The 20,438-nt window shown below is 30.5% G+C and carries 15 protein-coding genes, 4 tRNA genes and 2 pseudogenes; 5 read left to right on the plus strand and 16 right to left on the minus strand.

The window, feature by feature from the left end; translation table 11 throughout:
* Window position 1: 1 nt before the first annotated feature.
* The 3 genes and pseudogenes from menD to PG912_RS10015 form a co-directional block, all read right to left on the minus strand.
* The gene (gene menD / locus PG912_RS10005) at window positions 2-1,654 is read right to left on the minus strand and encodes a 2-succinyl-5-enolpyruvyl-6-hydroxy-3-cyclohexene-1-carboxylic-acid synthase (RefSeq protein ID WP_275687434.1); all 1,653 of its coding nucleotides are present in this window, start codon (window positions 1,652-1,654) and stop codon (window positions 2-4) included.
* Window positions 1,655-1,772: 118 nt separating this feature from the next.
* Window positions 1,773-2,426: a fructose-6-phosphate aldolase gene (fsa, locus tag PG912_RS10010; protein ID WP_275687435.1), complete on the minus strand. Its 654-nt coding sequence runs from the start codon at window positions 2,424-2,426 to the stop codon at window positions 1,773-1,775.
* Between the two features lie 151 nt (window positions 2,427-2,577).
* Window positions 2,578-3,377, minus strand: a pseudogene (locus PG912_RS10015) (SDR family oxidoreductase).
* A 95-nt stretch (window positions 3,378-3,472) separates the two neighbouring features.
* On the opposite strand from PG912_RS10015, the gene PG912_RS10020 reads away from it, so the two are divergent.
* Window positions 3,473-5,119: a M1 family metallopeptidase gene (locus PG912_RS10020; RefSeq protein WP_275687436.1), complete on the plus strand. Its 1,647-nt coding sequence runs from the start codon at window positions 3,473-3,475 to the stop codon at window positions 5,117-5,119.
* Between the two features lie 44 nt (window positions 5,120-5,163).
* A complete protein-coding gene (locus PG912_RS10025) occupies window positions 5,164-6,267 on the plus strand; it encodes a ligand-binding sensor domain-containing protein (protein WP_275687437.1) in 1,104 nt (367 codons plus the stop codon).
* Between the two features lie 267 nt (window positions 6,268-6,534).
* On the opposite strand, the gene PG912_RS10030 is transcribed toward PG912_RS10025, so the two are convergent.
* From PG912_RS10030 to PG912_RS10040, 3 genes are all read right to left on the minus strand, one after another.
* On the minus strand, window positions 6,535-7,197 hold the full coding sequence (locus PG912_RS10030; RefSeq protein ID WP_275687438.1) for an HAD family hydrolase: 663 nt from the start codon (window positions 7,195-7,197) through the stop codon (window positions 6,535-6,537).
* Between the two features lie 56 nt (window positions 7,198-7,253).
* Entirely contained in the window at window positions 7,254-7,880 is a 627-nt protein-coding gene (locus tag PG912_RS10035) for a hypothetical protein (protein ID WP_275687439.1), read from the minus strand.
* A gap of 122 nt (window positions 7,881-8,002) precedes the next feature.
* The gene (locus PG912_RS10040) at window positions 8,003-10,159 is read right to left on the minus strand and encodes a TonB-dependent receptor (RefSeq protein ID WP_275687440.1); all 2,157 of its coding nucleotides are present in this window, start codon (window positions 10,157-10,159) and stop codon (window positions 8,003-8,005) included.
* A gap of 235 nt (window positions 10,160-10,394) precedes the next feature.
* On the opposite strand from PG912_RS10040, the pseudogene pdxH reads away from it, so the two are divergent.
* From pdxH to PG912_RS10055, 3 genes and pseudogenes are all read left to right on the plus strand, one after another.
* Window positions 10,395-11,041: pseudogene (pdxH, locus tag PG912_RS10045) on the plus strand (pyridoxamine 5'-phosphate oxidase).
* 30 nt (window positions 11,042-11,071) lie between these two features.
* Window positions 11,072-11,560: a SixA phosphatase family protein gene (locus PG912_RS10050; protein ID WP_275687441.1), complete on the plus strand. Its 489-nt coding sequence runs from the start codon at window positions 11,072-11,074 to the stop codon at window positions 11,558-11,560.
* Between the two features lie 8 nt (window positions 11,561-11,568).
* A complete protein-coding gene (locus PG912_RS10055; protein ID WP_275689041.1) occupies window positions 11,569-12,465 on the plus strand; it encodes a Ppx/GppA phosphatase family protein in 897 nt (298 codons plus the stop codon).
* Between the two features lie 64 nt (window positions 12,466-12,529).
* Here PG912_RS10055 and PG912_RS10060 read toward each other — a convergent pair whose 3' ends face one another.
* From PG912_RS10060 to PG912_RS10105, 10 genes are all read right to left on the minus strand, one after another.
* Entirely contained in the window at window positions 12,530-13,963 is a 1,434-nt protein-coding gene (locus PG912_RS10060; protein WP_275687442.1) for a DUF389 domain-containing protein, read from the minus strand.
* 112 nt (window positions 13,964-14,075) lie between these two features.
* Window positions 14,076-15,191, minus strand: a complete 1,116-nt coding sequence (locus PG912_RS10065; protein ID WP_275687443.1) for a C1 family peptidase — start codon at window positions 15,189-15,191, stop codon at window positions 14,076-14,078.
* 62 nt (window positions 15,192-15,253) lie between these two features.
* The gene (locus PG912_RS10070) at window positions 15,254-16,852 is read right to left on the minus strand and encodes a TonB-dependent receptor plug domain-containing protein (RefSeq protein ID WP_275687444.1); all 1,599 of its coding nucleotides are present in this window, start codon (window positions 16,850-16,852) and stop codon (window positions 15,254-15,256) included.
* Window positions 16,807-17,652, minus strand: a complete 846-nt coding sequence (locus PG912_RS10075; RefSeq protein ID WP_275687445.1) for a TonB-dependent receptor — start codon at window positions 17,650-17,652, stop codon at window positions 16,807-16,809. Before PG912_RS10075 ends, PG912_RS10070 begins: the two co-directional genes overlap by 46 nt.
* A gap of 80 nt (window positions 17,653-17,732) precedes the next feature.
* A tRNA-Tyr gene (locus PG912_RS10080) sits at window positions 17,733-17,815 on the minus strand.
* A 54-nt stretch (window positions 17,816-17,869) separates the two neighbouring features.
* Window positions 17,870-17,942: transfer RNA gene (locus PG912_RS10085), tRNA-Lys, on the minus strand.
* A 561-nt stretch (window positions 17,943-18,503) separates the two neighbouring features.
* A tRNA-Tyr gene (locus PG912_RS10090) sits at window positions 18,504-18,586 on the minus strand.
* A 52-nt stretch (window positions 18,587-18,638) separates the two neighbouring features.
* Window positions 18,639-18,711, minus strand: a tRNA-Lys gene (locus PG912_RS10095).
* A gap of 132 nt (window positions 18,712-18,843) precedes the next feature.
* Window positions 18,844-19,608, minus strand: coding sequence for an ABC transporter ATP-binding protein (locus tag PG912_RS10100; protein ID WP_275687446.1), 765 nt, complete (start codon window positions 19,606-19,608; stop codon window positions 18,844-18,846).
* Window positions 19,608-20,348, minus strand: coding sequence for an MlaE family ABC transporter permease (locus tag PG912_RS10105; RefSeq protein ID WP_260586713.1), 741 nt, complete (start codon window positions 20,346-20,348; stop codon window positions 19,608-19,610). Before PG912_RS10105 ends, PG912_RS10100 begins: the two co-directional genes overlap by 1 nt.
* Between the last annotated feature and the right edge of the window lie 90 nt (window positions 20,349-20,438).

A 20,438-nucleotide genomic window follows, 5' to 3' on the forward strand; every position in this document is an offset into this window, starting at 1 on the left:
TTTATAAGTTTTTAAAATAGTTCTTTAAAACTACGTCATTTAATTCTTTTGGAGTAAAAATCTCCATTATTTTTGGTTGACTTGATGTTTCATAAAAATCATTCAATTCAACATTTAATTCTTCTTGATTAGCAACAGCCGTATAATTAAAACCATACATTTTTGCTAAATGTTCAGCAGTTAAACTATGTGGTGTTTCAAAATAATCAGTCGCATTTGTAGTTGATGGCTCTGGAATGAATCTAAAAATTCCGCCGCCAGCATTATTTAAAATAATAATTCTAAAACTATTTGGAATATTTGTATTCCACAATGCGTTAGAATCGTAAAAAAAACTTAAATCACCGGTAACAAAGGTAGTTGGTTTTTCATCAGCAAATGCAGCGCCAATTGCTGTACTTGTACTACCATCAATTCCGCTTGTTCCTCTATTACAAAACACCTGAAATGTTGCATTCAAATCAAATAATTGAGAATATCTAATTATTGAACTATTGCTTATTTGCACCTGAGAATTATCAGGAATAAAATTTAAAATAGTCTCAAAAGATTTTAAATCTGAATATACGCAATCAGTTAAATAATCCTGATGCTTTTTAGCTCTTTCTTCTTTTTTTGTTAGCCAATTATTTTGGTAACTACTCTTTATAGTGTCTCCTCTACTTTCAATTTCCTGTAAAAAACTGATTGGTTTTTCTTGTATAAATTCCGATAAACAATGGTAAGTATCCATCGGTTTTAGTGCATCAACGTGCCAATGATGCTTTGGTTGGTATTTTCTTAAAAACTGTTTTATCTTTTTAGAAATCACCATTCCACCTAGAGTTACCAACACATCTGGTTGTAAGGCTAAAAATTCCGATTCAGTTAACGGAGCTATTAATTTATCAATCGAGTTTATAAACTTCGGATGATATAAATTAGACGTTGTTTCTGTTAAAATCAACACCGATTCATCATTCGTAAAATTACGTAGCACTTTTTGCAACTCATCATCAGGAAAATTATTCCCTACTAAAATCATTTTTTTAGATGAAGAGTTCCAAATTTCAGATAGTTTTTGATAATTAACAGATTGCTTCACTTCGTTCGCAATAACGTTGGAAAAATTAAATTCTTTTAAATCATCAACCGTTTCATACAACGGCTCATTAAAAGGAACATTAATATGCACCGATCCTTTTTTAGTAATTGCTGTTTGTAATGCTTCTACTATTAAGTTAGTATTCTTTTCTAATTGATTTTCGCTTTCTACTAAATTTGCAGAAAACAGAATATGATTTTCAAACACATTTTCTTGACGAATGGTTTGTCCGTCCCCAATATCAATTAAATGCTTAGGTCTATCCGCAGAAATTACAACTAACGGAATATTGCTATAAAAAGCTTCTGCTATCGCAGGATAATAATTTAACAACGCCGAACCTGATGAACAAATAATTGCCACCGGTTCGCGCTTTTGCTGTGCTATTCCCATTGCAAAAAAAGCAGCACAACGCTCATCAACAACACTTAACGTTTCTATCTCTGGATGATTTGAAAACCCTATTGTTAACGGGGCGTTTCTTGAACCTGGAGAAATTACAACCGTATCAATATTATATTGATTACAGGCTGAAATAACTAATTGAGCAAGTTCTTTTTTTGGATACATTCTATTTAATTACAAGGCTGCAAAGTTACAAAGTCAAAAAGTTATAACGCAAAAAAAAGTCAGAAAGTAAAACATTTTCTACTTTCTGACTTATTTATACAAAAACCAACTAAGTTGATTAGTTTCCTTTCTTATAATCTTCTAAAAACTTCGCTAAACCAATATCTGTTAAAGGGTGTTTTAATAATCCTTCAATAGCGCTTAAAGGATCTGTCATTACATCAGAACCTAATTTAGCACAATCAATAATATGCATGGTATGACGTACCGATGCTGCTAATATTTGTGTTTCGAACATGTAGTTATCATAAATCTGACGAATTTCAGAAATTAAGTTTAAACCATCTGTTGATATATCATCTAAACGTCCAATAAACGGAGAAACATACGTTGCTCCTGCTTTAGCAGCCAATAATGCTTGACCCGCAGAAAACACTAAAGTTACGTTTGTTTTAATTCCTTTTGATGAAAAATATTTACACGCTTTAATTCCGTCTTTTATCATTGGTAATTTTACCACAATTTGCGGATTTAATGCAGCTAAAGCTTCACCTTCTTTTACCATTCCGTCAAAATCTGTTGAAATTACCTCAGCAGAAACATCACCTTCAACTAATTCGCAAATTGCTTTGTAGTGGTTTATAATGTTCGCCGCACCAGTAATTCCTTCTTTTGCCATTAAAGACGGATTTGTGGTTACACCATCTAAAATACCTAAAGCTTGTGCTTCTTTAATCTGATCTAAGTTAGCTGTATCTATAAAAAATTTCATTTTGTTATAATTTATTTTGAAGTTGTGTTATTCTTTTTTGGGCGTTCGAGCGGGCTTTACACACTCGCTTTTTTAATAATCTCACTACGTTCAATAATTAAAAAGAGCTCAAACAAATGCTTCAATCCCTAACGCAAAATACTGTACAAATTTACAATTTATAATGGTTCATTAACAGTTTTTCGTAAACTTTATCTGGTAAAACTCGTTTTAACACGACTGAAAACTTCTCCATAAATCCACCAATTTTATAATGAATATTAGGATTTTTTTCTCTATGATCTGATGAATTGCTTTTGCCATTACTTTCGGATCCATTCCTGAATTTACATGGCCATCCATTAAAGCTAAATTCTCTGTATACGTCTCTTTATATGCTGAATTTTCATAAACCGGTGTATGAAATCTTCCTGATGCAATATTGGTGGCAAAATCTCCTGGCGCTACATTAATTACTTTAATCCCGAAACCTTTAACTTCCATACTTAAAGCTTCCGTTACCAGTTCTAAAGCACCTTTACTTGCTGAATATATTCCTCTAAAAGGTAATCCCATATAACCCGCTATCGAAGTAACGTTTATTATTGTTCCCGAATTTTGCTTTCGCATTTGTGGTAATATAGCTTTAGCTACATCTATAACTCCGAAAAAATTCGTATTAAAATTAGCACGCATTTCATCAGTCGGAGTATCTTCTATCGACCCTGTTATACCCTTACCTGCATTATTAATTAACACATCTATTCTGCCTTCTTTTTCAATTACTTCTGCAACTGCACTTTCTATGGTTTGTGGTTTTGTTACATCTAAAGCAACCATATTAAAAGGCAAACTTACTTTATCAGGATTCCTACTTGTACCGTAAACGGTGTAATTTTTAGCATGTAAATACGTAGCAATTGCTTTTCCAATTCCTGAAGAAGCACCTGTTATTAGAATAACTTTAGACATTTTAAATAATTTTAAGCAAATATCTTAAAGTTCATCGCAATAAAAAAAGAGTTTAATCACTTATATTAGCCATATATTGTAAGAACACAATCATTATGAGTAAGAAATCAATTTTTAGTATTTTATTTTTTCTAATTAGTTTTAGTCTTTTAGCACAAACATCTTTGTTTGACCACTCTAAAACATTTACAAAACAAGATTCACTTCGTGGATCTATTACTCCTGAAAGAGTTTGGTGGAATTTAACCTATTATCATTTAGACATTAGCGTAAATCCGGATAAAAAATTTATCAACGGAAAAAATACCGTACAATACAAAGTTTTAAAACCTCATAATGTTTTACAAATTGATTTGCAGGCTCCTTTAAAAATTACCAAAGTAATTCAGAACGGAAAAAAATTAAAAGTAGTTACCGACGGAAATGCTCATTTTATTCAGTTAAAAGCAATTCAAAAAACTGGAAGTATAAATTCGTTAGATGTGTATTACGAAGGACATCCAAAAGTTGCAAAAAACGCTCCTTGGGATGGTGGATTTTCATGGAAAAAAGACAATAACGGAAATCATTTTGCAGCAACTTCTTGCCAAGGTTTAGGCGCAAGTGTATGGTGGCCAAATAAAGACCACATGTATGACGAAGTAGATAGTATGGCAATTAGCGTGCGTGTTCCTAAAAATTTAATGAATATTTCTAACGGAAAATTACGTAAAACCGAACATCATAAAGACAACACTACAACGTATCATTGGTTTGTAAATAATCCGATTAATAATTACGGAGTAAATGTAAATATTGGTGACTATGTACATTTTTCTGAAAAATATAATGGTGAAGATGGTGGATTAGATATGGATTATTATGTGTTGCGTGATAATTTAGAAAAAGCAAAAAAGCAATTTAAAGATGCGCCAAAAATGATGAAAGCTTTTGAGCATTGGTTTGGGAAATATCCTTTTTATGAAGACGGATTTAAACTTGTAGAAGCTCCGTATTTAGGAATGGAACACCAAAGTTCTGTTACCTACGGCAATAAATATATGAACGGATACTTAGGTAGAGATTTATCTGGAACTGGTTGGGGTTTAAAATTCGATTTTATTATTATTCACGAATCGGGGCACGAGTGGTTTGCTAATAATATTACCAATATTGACATTGCCGATATGTGGATTCATGAAAGTTTTACTGCCTATTCTGAAAACCTGTTTTTAGATTATTACTACGGTAAAAAAGCATCAAAAGAATATGTTATCGGAACTCGTAGAAGTATTCAGAACGACATTCCTATTATTGGTCAATATAACGTAAACAGTGAAGGTTCTGGTGACATGTATTACAAAGGAGCAAATATGCTACATACTATTAGAACCTTAATTAATGATGATGAAAAATGGCGACAAATTTTACGCGGATTAAACAAAGTCTTTTATCACAAAACAGTTAACACCAAACAAGTTGAAAACTATATTTCACAACAATCCGGAATTGATTTAACCAAAGTTTTTGATCAATATTTACGTACCGTTAAAATCCCGGTTTTTGAATATAAAATAAAAAACAACCAACTTTCTTATCGTTGGAACAATGTTGTTGCTGATTTTAATATGCCTTTAACTATTTTAGTTGATAGTAAAAAACAAGGATTAAATCCAACTGAAAAATGGCAAACAACATCAATTAATTCTAATACAATTAAAATTGATGAAAATTTTTATGTTGATAATAAAGAAGTAGAATAATTGTTTTTTATATGTAATTTATAAAACATAAGCAACGGTATAAAATGAAGAAAATTTTACAAATTTATAGTGTAATTATAGTTATCACTTCTTTTGCCGCTTGTAAAACACAAAACCGAACAGATCAACTAAAAAAGAAGAACAAAGAGGTTGTTACTCTTAACAACATATACCCTATTAAAAAAGCAGATACGATACAATCTACTAATGCCCCTTCAAAAATTACACGCAAAATTAGGAAAGATCTAAAAGGAAATTTATTATTTGCTGCTTATAAAAACATCATTAAATATGATGGAGTCTCGTTTACAAATATCAAAACACAAGAAAGCATCGCTTCTTATGATGCTTTTGATGTTTGGCAAGATAAAAATGAAACTATTTGGGTTGCTAGCACTCATTTTGGTGTATTTCAATATCCTAAATCTACAATACTCAAAGCAAATAAAAAATCGTTTAACCATTTTACCACAAAAAATGGACTTGCCCATAACAGAACTATGTGTATTTACGAAGATATGGCTGGTGGAATTTGGGTTGGAACTGAAGGAGGAATAAGTTATTTTAACGGAAAAACACCTCCTAACAAACAAATAATTACTCGTAATTTCACTGTAAAAAATGGACTTACAAGCAACAGTATTAATATAATTCTAGAAGATAAAACAGGTAAAATATGGGTTGGTACTAGAGGAACGTTAGTTATATATAATCCTTTAAGTAAACTTAATTCTGGCAAAGTATCTTTTACAGAAGTAACTGATTACAAAGGCAAAACCTTTAAGAATATTTGGGCAATTTTAGAAGATAAAAATGGTGATATTTGGTTAGGCGGACAATATGGCCTTTGGCGTTACAGTGGTAATTCATTTACTAAACTAACATCAACAAATATTACTGCTATTTACGAAGATACAAAAGAAAATATTTGGTTTACCCATGGCGCTTCTAACAATCAAAAAGCTGGACTTTCTCGTTACAACAAAAAATCATTATTAAACAAGGAACCAAAATCTACGCAAATATTTAGTGATAACGGAATGCTTTTTGGCATAAATGAAGATAAAAATAATGCCATTTGGGTTGGGAAATTAAATGGAGTATTTCGGTATAGCGAAAAGTCAGTTAGTTTCTTTAAAAATAATTAGAGGTTATTAGATAGTTACTCCTATTTTTAATAATCAAACAATTATCAATAACTTCATTAGCTGCTTTCGTTCAAATTTATTTTGACCTCAGTAATACTCAACAGACAGTAGATATTAAAAATTCATTAACTGAATAAGCATGATATTTTGACAAGGTGGTATTCTAGCCCTCTTAAGAACGATACTTATTTAACGTAAAAACAACCAAAAAACACTTGTTTTATTAAGGCCTTTTGGTTGTTAATCTTATTTTAAAAAAGATTATGATTAAACAACATCTTTTACTTTATTATATTTAATTTCAGCATAATCAGAAATCACTTTTTGAGCTAACGAATAATCTTGTGCTTTAGAATGTTCACTCTTATAAGCTACACAATAAATTCCACCATCGTAGGCTGCTTTAATTCCGTTTGTAGAATCTTCAATCACCAAACATTCTTTTTTATCAAACCCAGCAATTTCAGCTGCTTTTATAAAAATTTCAGGGTGCGGTTTTGAAGCTTTTAAATCCGCCCCACTAATTTTGCCCTTAAAATATTGATTCAAATCAAATTTATTAAAAACATTATTTATCGTAGCCATAGATGCCGACGATGCCAAAACTAACGTAACTCCGTTTGTATAATAATCTTTAATTAAATCTAAAACCCCATCTAACAACTGTAAATCGTTATCCTCAGAAAAAAAGAGTTCTTTAAAAAAAGCTCTTTTATAGGCAACTAATTCAGTTGCGGCTAATGAGAGTTTAAATTTAACTACTAAATCGTTACAAATATCTATAGTAGATTGCCCTGTGTACGCATTATATTGTTCTTGAGAAACCTTAATACCTACTTTTTTAAACATTAAAAAATATGCTTGTTTGTGTAACGGTTCGGTATCTACAATTACACCATCCATATCAAATAAAACTGCTTTTAAAGCCATTGTTTTTAGTTTGTGTTATGCGTACAAAAGTAGGTAATTGACTTTAGAGAAACCTATTATTTTTTCTCGCATTTCTTCAATACTTCTTCTGCCCTTTTCTGCAAAAATGTAGGATAAAACTTTACTGTCATTTTTTCTTCTTTACTTAAAGCAATTGCTTTTTTCACATCTTTACAAAAAGGTGCTGTAGACTGACCGAAAAAACGAGCTGCACCTATGTCATTTTCTGCCTTACTAAATATTACCCTCGGATTATTAGGCGCTATTTTTAATGCTTTTGCATACAAAGCTGTATTTTTCATAGACATTGACATTCCGTATTTTTGACCATCAAAAACTATATAAGCTGTATTTAAAAGTGCTTGTGTAATTAATATTTCAGGGTTATTCGGAGAATTTAATGTCGCCAAATCTATAAACTCTTGTGCTTTTGTTAATTTTGATTTTAATTTATTCTCATCTTTTATTTGAAAACTTTCTAATATTTGAACCGTTGCTGCATAAAATGGCGGTAACCAATTTTCTTTTTCAGCATTAGAGATTCGCTCAAATAACTGTCCTGCTTCGGCACTCTTATTTGCACTCCAAAGTTCAAAAGCTTTGGTCATTCCTTTTTCATATTCACTTTGTGCTGATAAATTTACTGCAAGTACTAATGCGATTAACGTAATTACTTTTTTCATGTTTCTTATTTTTGATTGATTTTTATTTTACTCTTTATTGATACTTCAAATATCTCTACTTTCTAACGTATTCCATAAAAAAGGAAACCGAGTTGTAACTTTTTACGGCTGAATTGTTATGCTTATAAATTATCTAATTGATTATCTTTTTTATTATCACTAATTGTCCAAAAGAAACCTACAAAGAAAAATCTATCTGCATTTGGTGTAATTGCTTGTCTATTAAAAACACCATTCATATTAGGCGTGTTTTTATAGTTATATCCAAATACATTTTCGGTTCCTAAAACGTTGTTCACAGAGAAATACAATATTTTTTGTTGACTAATTAAATACGCCCAGTTTACACTTACCGAATTGTAATTTTTTGTTTTATCATTTAAAAATCTAACTTTATTAGGATTAGTATAATTTCTACCAGAAGCAAAATTATAACTCAACCCTACCTGACTTTTCCAATCCTTAATAAAATGTTTTGCTACTACCGATAAATTATGTGCTGACGCAAAATTTGGAGTAGCCTTTGTTGGATAGTTTTTATAATCTCTTTCGGTGTCTAAAAACGAATATGAAATCCAATAATCCGTGTTTTTTATACTTTTATTATCTCTCCAAAAAACATCTATTCCTTTTGCAAAACCTGCTCCTAAATTTGAAAAATTAGATATTGGTAAAGCTAAATTTGTATCATACTTTACTAAATCTTGATACTTTTTATAATATGCTTCTACTCTAAAAATTTGTTTGCTTTTTACATATTGATAATTAGCTATAAAATGCGACGTGTTTTCGGCTTTAAAATCAGTATTGAATTTTAAATAATCATTTTTAGGGTTTTGAAAAAAGCGTCCATAAGCAAATGAAAACTGTGCGTTTTTTCCTGATTTATAAGCAATAGAAGCTCTTGGTGAAATCGTAAACTCATTTAATAATTCAGAGTATTCACCACGAACACCAATTTTAGATGCCAATTCTTTTGAGAAAAATATATCAGCCTCAACATAGCTTCCTAAAATATTATTATCAAATCCATACTCTAACTTCTTATTACCTACACTCTTATAATTTTCATTAAAATCAGTAACAAAATATTCTGCTCCAAAATTTAATTTAAATCGATTCGAAAAACGTTTTTTCAATGCAACTTTAAAATGTGCAGAATTCTCATCATCTGTAACCTTATCTTCTATAATTTTAATATCTGAATGGTCGTTCGTAAAACTTACACCTGTTGCAATTTTCCATCCATCACCAAAATTATTTTTATATGAAGTATTAAAATATAAGTTTCGGTTTGTTAATCCAAAGCGCAAACCATCCGCATAATTTATATCATCTTGCGTTAAATCTAAATCAGAATAACTAAAGGCTCCATAAATTTTTAACATTGATTCGTTTTTAAACTTAAAACGATACACCGCTTCACCACTCATGGCTTGCACTGGTTTATGCCATGTATTTCTATCTGGAAAAGCAGCTTGATATGGTGCTAAATTTACATACGATGCGTTTACACTTAAAGAGTTTTTACCAAAAATCTGAGTATTACCAACACCCAAACCAACCGTCATAAAAGACAAATCTGTTTTTTCTTCAACAGCCTCATCTGTTGTATTTAACAACAACACACCCGACAATGCTTGTCCGTATTCCGCAGAATAACCTCCTGTAGAAAAAGTAATTCCTTTAAATAAAAAAGGAGAAAATCGTCCGCGAGAAGGTATATTATTTGCTGATGGTGAATATGGTGTAAACACTCGAATTCCATCTACAAAAATTTGCGTTTCTTCAGCTTCTCCTCCACGTACAAAAAGTCGCCCATCTTCATCTACTTTTGATGTTCCTGGTAAAGTTTGTAAAGCACCTACAAAATCGCCCAATGCGCTTGCTGTTGTTACCACATCTAACGGTTTTAAAGCGGTTACTTTTGCATTATCACCAGCTTCAAAAGTTCCTGCGTTAATAGTTACCGCATCTAATGTATTTACATCATCTCGTAACTTAATTTTTATGTTATTCAATAAAGAAACATTTGCTGTTTTTGAAAATGTTTCGAAAGATATAAAAGAAATGATTAGCGTTTTTATCCCTTTTCTTGAAGTTGAAAAAGAAAAATCCCCTTTAATATCTGTTGAAGCTCCATCATAAGTTCCGTCTAAATATACATTTGCTCCTTCAATCGGATTTCCTTTTTTATCTGTTACTTTTCCTGAAATAATTGTTTGCGCAACCACATAACCTTGAATTAGTAAGCATATAATAAATAATAATTGTTTCATTTTTTTTTATTATTTGATAGTACAAAATTGCTTTATTTTTAAAACTTAACATAAAAAGACACACTCAACTGTATAAATTTAATGACGAACTGTTTTCTACCACAAAATTAATTACTACACCTTTTTTATACTTACCTAATCTTGCCATCTTCTTTACAAATCTTGCTAAATTTTAAGTCAAAATAGCCTAAAACATTTCATAAAACTGTATTTTTACATAGTCTAAAAAATCATAATGTCACACGATTTAAGCGATTATAGAAAATCATACGAAAAACAGGAACTTTTAAAGGAAAACTGCCCTGAAAACCCGATTGAATTATTTAGAAACTGGTTTATAATAGCTGATAATTCTGATATGGTAGATGAAACTAATGCGATGACCATTTCATCAATAGGTTTAGATGGTTTTCCGAAGAGTAGGATTGTATTATTAAAAAAATATACTTGGGAAGGTTTTATCTTTTACACGAATTATAATTCAGAAAAAGGAAAAGCAATTTTAAAGAACAATAATGTGTGTCTTTCTTTTTTTGGGCTGGTTTAGAACAGCAAATAATTATAAAAGGAAAGGCTGAGAAATTATCAGAAAATTTATCTGATGGTTATTTTGAATCTAGACCCGACGGAAGTAAGCTTGGCGCTTGGGCTTCTAACCAAAGTAGCGTTGTTACATCTCGTAAAGAACTTGATGAGCAATTAAAAACAACTACAGAAAAATTTAGCGGAAAAGAAATTGTACGACCACCACATTGGGGTGGTTTTATGGTAAAGCCTGTTTCAATTGAATTTTGGCAAGGCCGTCCTAACAGAATGCATGATCGTATACGGTATACTTTGCAAAAAGATTTCTCTTGGAAACTTGAACGTTTAGCTCCTTAGTTTTATATTTACATAGCTTTTAAAAATTAAATGAAAACACTTTATATTGTTCGTCACGCAAAATCTTCTTGGAAGTATGAAAGCGTAGAAGATATTGATAGACCGTTAAAAGAACGTGGTATTAAAGACGCACATCTTTTATCTAAATATCTATCCGAAGAAATAAAAAGACCAGATGTATTTGTGTCTAGTAGTGCAAATAGAGCTTTACATACGGCTGTTATTTTTTGCGAAAACTTTAAATATCCACTTTCTAATCTGAAAATAAAACGTCAATTATACAGTTTTAGTGATGGGTACTTGGTTAAAACAGTAAAAGCATTAGATGATAGTTTTGACAGTGCTATTATATTTAGCCACGATCATGGTATTAATAGTTTTGTTAATAAATTTGGTGATAAACCCATCGCTCACGTATCTACTTGCGGAGTTATTGGTATTCAGTTTGAAGAGAAACATTGGAAAAATATAAAAAAAGGAAGTACAGCTTTAGTTGAATTTCCTAAAAACCATAGATAAAACTATATATTTTGAAAATTAAAAAATACGGTGCGATTGATATAGGTTCGAATGCTGTAAGACTTTTAATAGCAAATGTTATTGAAGAAAAAGATAAAGAACCTCAATTTAAAAAATCCTCATTAGTTCGAGTTCCGATTCGTTTAGGTGCCGACACTTTTGTTTCAGGGGTAATTTCTGAAGAAAACACCAATCGAATGATTGATGCTATGGATGCTTTTAAATTACTCATGAAAGTTCATGGTGTTGAAAAATATAAAGCTTGTGCTACCTCAGCAATGAGAGAAGCCGAAAACGGAACAGAAGTAATAAAAACGATTTTAAAGAAAACAGATATCGAAATTGATATCATTGATGGTAAAAAAGAAGCTGCCATTATATTTGCTACCGATTTAAATGAGTTAATAGAATCTGACTTAACCTATCTTTATGTTGATGTTGGTGGTGGTAGTACGGAGTTTACGTTGTTCTCGAAAGGAAGAATTGTTAAATCGAAATCTTTTAAAATAGGTACCGTTCGATTGATCAATAATAAAAAATCTGAAAACAAAGCTATCTTTAAAAAAGTACAAGAATGGGTTGAAGAAAACACTCAAAGTTACAAACGTATTTCTTTAATTGGATCTGGTGGAAATATCAATAAAATATTTAAAATGTCGGGAAGAGATATTGGTAAACCAATCTCATACATTTACTTAAATGCGCAATATCAATTCTTAAAAAAGATGAGTTATAGAGATCGAATTTCTGAATTAAGCTTAAACCCTGATAGAGCCGATGTAATTGTGCCAGCAACCAAAATTTATCTTTCTGCCATGAAATGGAGTGGTGCTCGTAAAATATTTGTTCCAAAAATAGGTCTTTCAGACGGAATCATTAAAAGCCTGTATCTTAACAAATTATAAGTTACCTTTAAAAAACAAAAAAACCGAACAGATGTTCGGTTTTTTTAGCAATAATTTATAACTGTTATTTAATTAAAGTTATCTTTAACTTAAGCTCTTTCTGTAACCATGTTTTAAGTTCTTTTTCATTTTTAAGAACAATAGAATCAGCCAATTTCTTATTCCACACAACAGACAATTCAGGAATCGTATCAATTTTTATAAAATCTTTAGAAGATAATTTTTTAGAAAAACTGATTGCTTTAATATCATTAAATCTAATTTTTGCTTCTTTTGCAATTTTACTAAACGGCACGCTGTTTTTATCTGTTTGCTCTATGCTATTATTTAAAGTTGATATGGTGCTCTTTAAATCTTCAATCTCTCGATGTAATCCTTTTATTACATTATCTTTTTCATCTAAATCAGTAATTGCTCTATCATAAGCATCTACTACTCTATCTACACTTCGTGCTTTGTTTTCGTTTATAATCAACTCATAATCGTCTAACCTTGCATATGTTTTTAATTCGTTTCTTAAAAAAGTTTCTGTAGCATCCGTTACATCTCCATTAAAAAACAAGTTCACTTTTTTAACATCTTTATGAATTTTTTCTCGTTGTAGCCATAAATCTTTGTTCGACTCTATTTTCTCTTTTAAAAATTTCTCGTAACTTGAACTTACTACACTCTCTTGATATACATTAATAAAGGTAAATATTGCTGGTATTATCACTAAAAAAGCTACAAATGAAGTTAGCTGAGCTATTCTTTTTCTTTTTATTGAATTTACATAACGAATCATTGTAAACCCTAATAATTTTAACACTAAAAATGTTGCTAGTGCTATAAATATTGTATTAATAGTAAAAAGATACATCGCTCCAAAAAAGAAGTCATATCTTCCAATAGCCAATCCCCAACCTGCAGTACATAAAGGCGGCATTAATGCCGTAGCAATTGCCACACCAAATATTACAGATGCTATTGTACCTTTTTTTGTACGTGCAATGATTAAAGCTAACCCACCAAAAAAAGCGATTAATACATCGCGAATATCTGGTTTTACTCTTCCTAATAATTCTGATGTTTCTTCTTTTAACGGAAACAAGAAAAAGAATAAAAATGCGGTTAATAAACTCAATACAATCATCGTTGCTAAGTTTAGCATCGATTTTTTTAAGGTATCAATATCATTAATAGCTATTGACATTCCTATTCCTAAAATCGGCCCCATTAATGGAGATATTAACATGGCTCCAATTACTACAGCTGTCGAGTTTGCATTTAAACCAATCGAGGCCACAAATATTGAACAAATTAAAATCCAAGTAGTTGCTCCTTTAAACGGAATATCACTTTTAATTGCTTCAATCGTTGCTTCTTGATCTGTATCTTCTCGAAAATCTAATAATTCAATAATAAACTTCTTTGAACTTTGCCACAAACCTTTTGCATCTTCTTGAATGGCTTGTTTAGACTGCTCTACATTTTCATCTTGATTTATTTTTTCTTCCATCTAAATTCTTTTTTTCAACTGTGGAAAGATACAAAATTTGCACTTTATTTTATAAAAAATAGCAAGCTCGAAGATTTCTCTTCGAGCTTGCTATTTTTTATAATTACATTGTTTAATTAATGTTTAATTTCTTTTTTAAATTGCTTGAAACTGCTTCTTTATGCAACAATACTGAAATAGTTTTCAATTTAAAATAAGGGATAGACATGTATACATATCCGTTATTTCCTTGTTTTTTCCCCCAAGAGTTTTTAACTTTAAAGTATTTATTTCCTTTTTGGTCTTTAACCAAACCAACAATATGCATTAAATGATCATCAGTAGTATTAAAGTTTTCAAATTCTGATTGTCGTAAACTTGGTGTTATCTTCTTTTCTTTTACAATCTCCTTTAATCCTTTTTCACTTTCTAAACTACTCGCAGGGATAAATGCGACTCCGTTTTTTGATGAAAATGTTTTTTCAGACACATCACAATCTAATTCTATTGTATATCCTTTTTCGATAGCATCTTCTGTTACTGCAACTAATTCATCTAAAGAAACATTGTAAAATGATCCGTTTGAAAAATTATCAGGAATATTTAAAACAAACTCTTCGTATATTTTGGCGTGCTTAAAAGAAGTGATTGTAACATAGTTTGATGGATTTATTTTCACATATTCTGCAAAGCTTTTTGGCGTATATGCTTTACCTTCAAACTCGAAATTAGTTTTATTTTCTCCTAAATAAACATCTAAAACACTTTCTGTTGCTTTTTTCCATTTCGGACTTAATTGTTTTGCCGGATTTTTGATATAAGCATCTAACATCGATTTTAAAACAGTAACAACCTCAGCATGATTATGTGATTCTTGACCTAAATCTAATCCAGAAAAAATTTGTTCAGGAACCAATCCGTATTTTGCTACCGAATTTATAACATCATGTCCTAAACCACCTTCACTAAATTGTGCTTTTCCTTGGCGATATAAATAATTACTTGCTTTATCTGAATACGTATTACGAACTGTATACATTTCTGATAAATCGATGTTCTTACCTGTTAATCTTATAATTTCAGATTCTAAAAATGATGTTGTAGAGAAACTCCAACAAGTACCAGTTCTTCCTTGGCTTTTTACTTGTGTATTTTCTATATCTTTTATTGTTTTAAATTGATATTCTTGCGCTGTTATTAAACCGATACTTAAAAAACTAAATGCGGTACCTATTAACAAATTTCTCATAAGATGATTTTTATTTATAGAGCAATTTACATTTTTTAAAACAACCTAAAAATTTTAATCCCTTAAAAATCTACAATTACTCCTATTCCTGGCAAAGCTCTCCCCGAAGTACTTTCTATTTCTTCTAATAGATATCTTGAATTATCGCTAGGGTCAGAAACCCTACCACTTCCATCTTCTATTGGTAATAAGAACGGTTGTTGCTTTGAGCTGCTTGCGTATACATTTTGAATATCAATATATAAATTAATCGCCGCCTTTTTTAAAAACCATGTTTTATCTACTCTAAGATCTAACTGTGTATAGGTAGCAAATCGTTTACTATTTAATTTAGTGTAATCTAAAATTCCGCCATTTACAACATCATAATTAGATTTTAATGACGAAGCATCTTTATCGTAAGGAGTATAAGGCCTACCACCTACCAATCTAAATTTAGCTCCAACTTCCCAGTTTCTCTTTAGCTTTTTTCCTGCGGTAATAGTTAATAAGTGTTTATTATCCCAAGTAGAAGGAATATAATTACCCATTTGATTTTTAAATTCACTTCTTACAAAAGTATACGATGCGATACCATACAAACCTTTATTTGATTTTTTTTGTGCCAAAATCTCAAATCCGTATGCTCTTCCTTTTGAATTAGAAACAACCTCTTCATTTCCTACAACTCCAAAGTCAGCACCCAAATTTGCTAAACTTATTTGATTTCTTACAGATAGCGGATACTTACTATACGCCTTATAAAAACCTTCTAAAGTAATTTTGGTACTTGCATTTGGTTTGTATGCCAATCCGCTTACAAAATGATCAGATTGTATATACTTTAACCCTTTTTTATTTACAAACTCACCAACATTATTTTTAAATCCTAAAACGGTATATGATGGTAATTGATAATAACGCCCTACTGATGAATTTAATGAAAACTGATCGTTTAAGCTATAACTTAAAGAAAGTCTTGGAGAAAATTGATTTAAAGGATTTTTCATTTCACTATTATAATCAACTCCATCGATTCTAAATCCGAAGGAAACACCTAATTTATTATTCAAATATTCTTTTGAAACTTGACCAAACACACCATACTTTATAAAATCGATTTCTGAATTAAAAGCGTCTTCAAAAACAGCATTAGAGTTCGCTACTTTTCGATAAGTATTATTTATATACGTTGCTTTTTCGAGGTTTGTACCAATATTTATTTTGTAATCATTTTTTACAGTTAAGTCACTTTCATACCTAAACTTTGTTTCTATTTCTTTAGAATTATAATCTAATAATAAATTAGCAGGAACTTCTTCGTTCATGAAGTACTTTATAGCTTCATTTTTAAGTTCATTTCTGCTTAATACAAACAAATGGGTAGCGTCATCAGCAAAATATTTATAACTCGCCCCTACTGTATAATTCCACTGCGTATTTATAGGGACTCTATTTAAAAAAATTGTGTTACTTTTTAATTTATTAATATCTGTTTCACCATCATTAACCGTTTTATTTAATTTAAAATTATCGATAGCTCCTAATGCAATAATAGATAGTTCACTGTTTTCTGATAATTGCGATTTTACATTTAATTGAAAATCGTTATAAGTTGGTAAAAAAGGTAATTTAATTAATTTGAATAAAAATTGAAGATATGATTGACGTACAGAAAACATAAACGTAGTCTTATCTCCCAAAGGCCATCTAAAGTTATACCTGCATCAGATGTACCTATAGTCGCTCTTGTTTTAAGCGCTGTTGGATTCCCTCTTTTTTGAGTAAACTCTATTACCGAACTTAAAGTATTCCCTCTATTTGCAGGAAAAGCACTCGAATAAAAATCAACTTTACGAATTAAATCAGCATTCATTATCCCTACAGGTCCTCCAGTAGCTCCTTGTGTTTGAAAATGATTAATCACCGGAACTTCTACACCATCTAAATAGAATTTATTTTCAGCAGTTGCACCTCCTCTAATAATAATATCATTTCTAAAGCCAGGGTTTGAAGCTACCCCCGGAAATGATTGAATCACTTTTAAAACATCTCTATTTCCTCCGGGATTTTTTTCTATTTCAGCAACTCCTAAAGATTGTAATGATAGCGGACTTTCTAATGACTTCTTGTATAAACTAGCTTTTATTTCAACTTCTTTTAGATTGGTGCTATTCTCTTTTAATTCGATAGTTATAAAAGGAATTTTATCTTTTGTAACCAAGTATTCATCAGAAATTACGGTTTCATATCCTATAAACGAAATTTGTAGTTTATTATATCCTAACGGGATATTCGTTATTTTAAAGGCACCATTTTCATCCGAAGCAATTCCAATAGATGTTCCATAAACTAAAACATTTACAAATGGAACAGCTTTTCTGGTTTTAGCATCGATTACTTTTCCTGATATAGCTCCCTGATCTTGACTTACAGCTATAAATGACTGTAATAACACGATTAATAAAATTATCTTTTTCATAGGTATCATCATTAATATTTTGCTAAAATGCAATTTATTTACTAAACAAAAAAAACCTTAATCAAATGATTAAGGTTTTGTGGGGAGAGCAGGATTCGAACCTGCGAAGTCGTAAGACAACGGAGTTACAGTCCGTCCCAGTTGGCCGCTTTGGTATCTCCCCAAAGCTTTAGAAAAAAAATAAAAGCTTTTCTTAATAAATAAGAAAAGCTTTTTGTGACCGGGCTGGGGCTCGAACCCAGGACCCTCTCCTTAAAAGGGAGATGCTCTACCAACTGAGCTACCAGGTCATTTATTTTTCTCCTTAGCGGGTGCAAATATAGCATCTATTTTTAAATACACCAACTTTTTTACATTAAAAAAGTATTCAATTATCATTAAAAAACAAACAATACTGATAACCTGAATGTTACTAAAAAACATATCTTATCAAAAAAACTTTATTATAGACCAAAAAGACATTAAACCTTGTTATTTTTATCTTAGAGACTGTATTAAAGAAGAACAATTTTTATTACAACTTCCTTTTTCATATTATTATGAAATAACAATATTCTTTAAAACAAAAAAGCATTACTTAAATAAAGTAATGCTTTTTTGTTTTAATGCTATTATTGATTAATCCCAATTTACCAATAATAAATTTCTTGTGTATTATACTACAAATATGCAACAAAAAAACACTCTGTAAAACAGCTAATGTATAAATGGTATTATTTTACGTGTAAATGGTATTATTTTAAACTTAACTCTTCTTTAACAAAAAAACAAGTTGCTATTTATAGATCAAAAATAAATCAACACAGTATATTTTCCATAAAAAAACTCAATCTATAAAGATTGAGTTTTTGTGGGGAGAGCAGGATTCGAACCTGCGAAGTCGTAAGACAACGGAGTTACAGTCCGTCCCAGTTGGCCGCTTTGGTATCTCCCCAAAGCTTTAGAAAAAAATAAAAGCTTTTCTTAATAATAAGAAAAGCTTTTTGTGACCGGGCTGGGGCTCGAACCCAGGACCCTCTCCTTAAAAGGGAGATGCTCTACCAACTGAGCTACCAGGTCATTTATTTTTCTCCTTAGCGGGTGCAAATATACGTTCCTTTTTCACTTCTACAAAGTATTTTTATTAAAAAAAATAACCGAATTATTAATCGCTAACTTAGTCTATTGTTTTACAATAAATTAACACTTAAATTATTTTTCTGATAAATAAGCTTGACGTACTTTTTTGAACAAATTTGAAGAATATACAAAATCTACCACTGCCTGATTATCCGTTTTAAATATTTCTTTATGAGATCCCTCCCACGCTTTCAGTCCGTTTTTAAGAAAAACAATCTTATCTCCTATTTCCATCACCGAATTCATATCATGTGTATTAATAACGGTTGTTATTTTATATTCATCAGTAATTTCTTGAATTAAATTATCGATAACAATTGATGTTTGCGGATCTAAACCTGAATTTGGCTCATCACAAAACAAATATTTAGGGTTCATTACAATTGCACGAGCAATAGCTACCCTTTTTTGCATTCCTCCAGATAATTCAGCTGGAAACTTTTTATTTGAATTTTCTAAGTTAACACGTTTTAATACAAAGTTAACCCTATCTAACATTTCATCTTCTGGTTGCTTGGTAAACATTTTTAAAGGAAACATTACATTTTCCTCAACAGTTTGTGAATCAAACAAAGCACTTCCTTGAAAAACCATTCCTAGTTCTTTTCGAAAACTCCTTTTATCTTCTATAGTCATTTCAGTGTTTACACGTCCATCATAAATGATACTTCCTTTTTCTGGAATATGTAACCCAATCAATGATTTTAAAAAAACTGTTTTACCTGAACCACTTTGTCCTATAATTAAACTTGTTTCCCCTGGCAAGAATGAAGTTGAAATTCCTTTTAAAATTTCAATACCATTAAATCCTTTATGTAAGTTATTTACTTCAATCATTATGTTAATAACATTTGAGTTAATAAATAATTAGCGATAACAATAAGAACGGTAGTCCAAACAACAGACTGCGTACTCGCTTTACCAACTTCTAACGATCCTCCTTTTACATAATACCCATGATACGATGGCACTGTAGCTATTAAAAAGGCAAAAATTAATGTTTTTATAATTGCATAGGTTAGTAAAAACGGGTCAAATTCCATTTGCACACCTATTATATAATCTGTTCCAGAAAACAAGCCAGAAAGTACTCCTGCAAGCCATCCTCCAAAAATTCCTAAGAACATCCCTAGAACGATTAAAAACGGGTAAAAAAATACTGTCGCAATTATTTTTGGTAATACCAGATAGTTTAAAGAATTAATTCCCATTACTTCTAAAGCATCAATTTGCTCGGTAACTCGCATCGCACCAATACTCGAAGTTATATAAGAACCTACTTTTCCTGCTAAAATAATAGAACAAAATGTAGGTGCAAATTCTAATATTATAGATCGTTTTGCTGCAAAACCGATTAAAGATCTTGGTATAAACGGACTTTCTAAATTTAAGGCTGTTTGCAATGCTATTACTCCACCAATAAAAAATGAAATAAAAGCAATAATACCTAACGATTTTAGCCCTAATTCATCTATTTCTCTAAACAAAGCCTCTCTAAAAACACGCGCACGCTGTGGTTTTGTAAAGACTTGCTTTAGCATGGCAAAGTACTTTCCTATATGCTCAATGTAATTCATTAAACTAATCTATTTTTCTTTTTTGCTAAAGTATTAAAAAAGCATTAACTCTTTGCTTTAATATCTATTTTAGTGTTCATTTACTTACCT

It is taken from the genome of Tenacibaculum retecalamus (assembly GCF_027941755.1).
Taxonomy (GTDB): domain Bacteria; phylum Bacteroidota; class Bacteroidia; order Flavobacteriales; family Flavobacteriaceae; genus Polaribacter; species Polaribacter haliotis_B.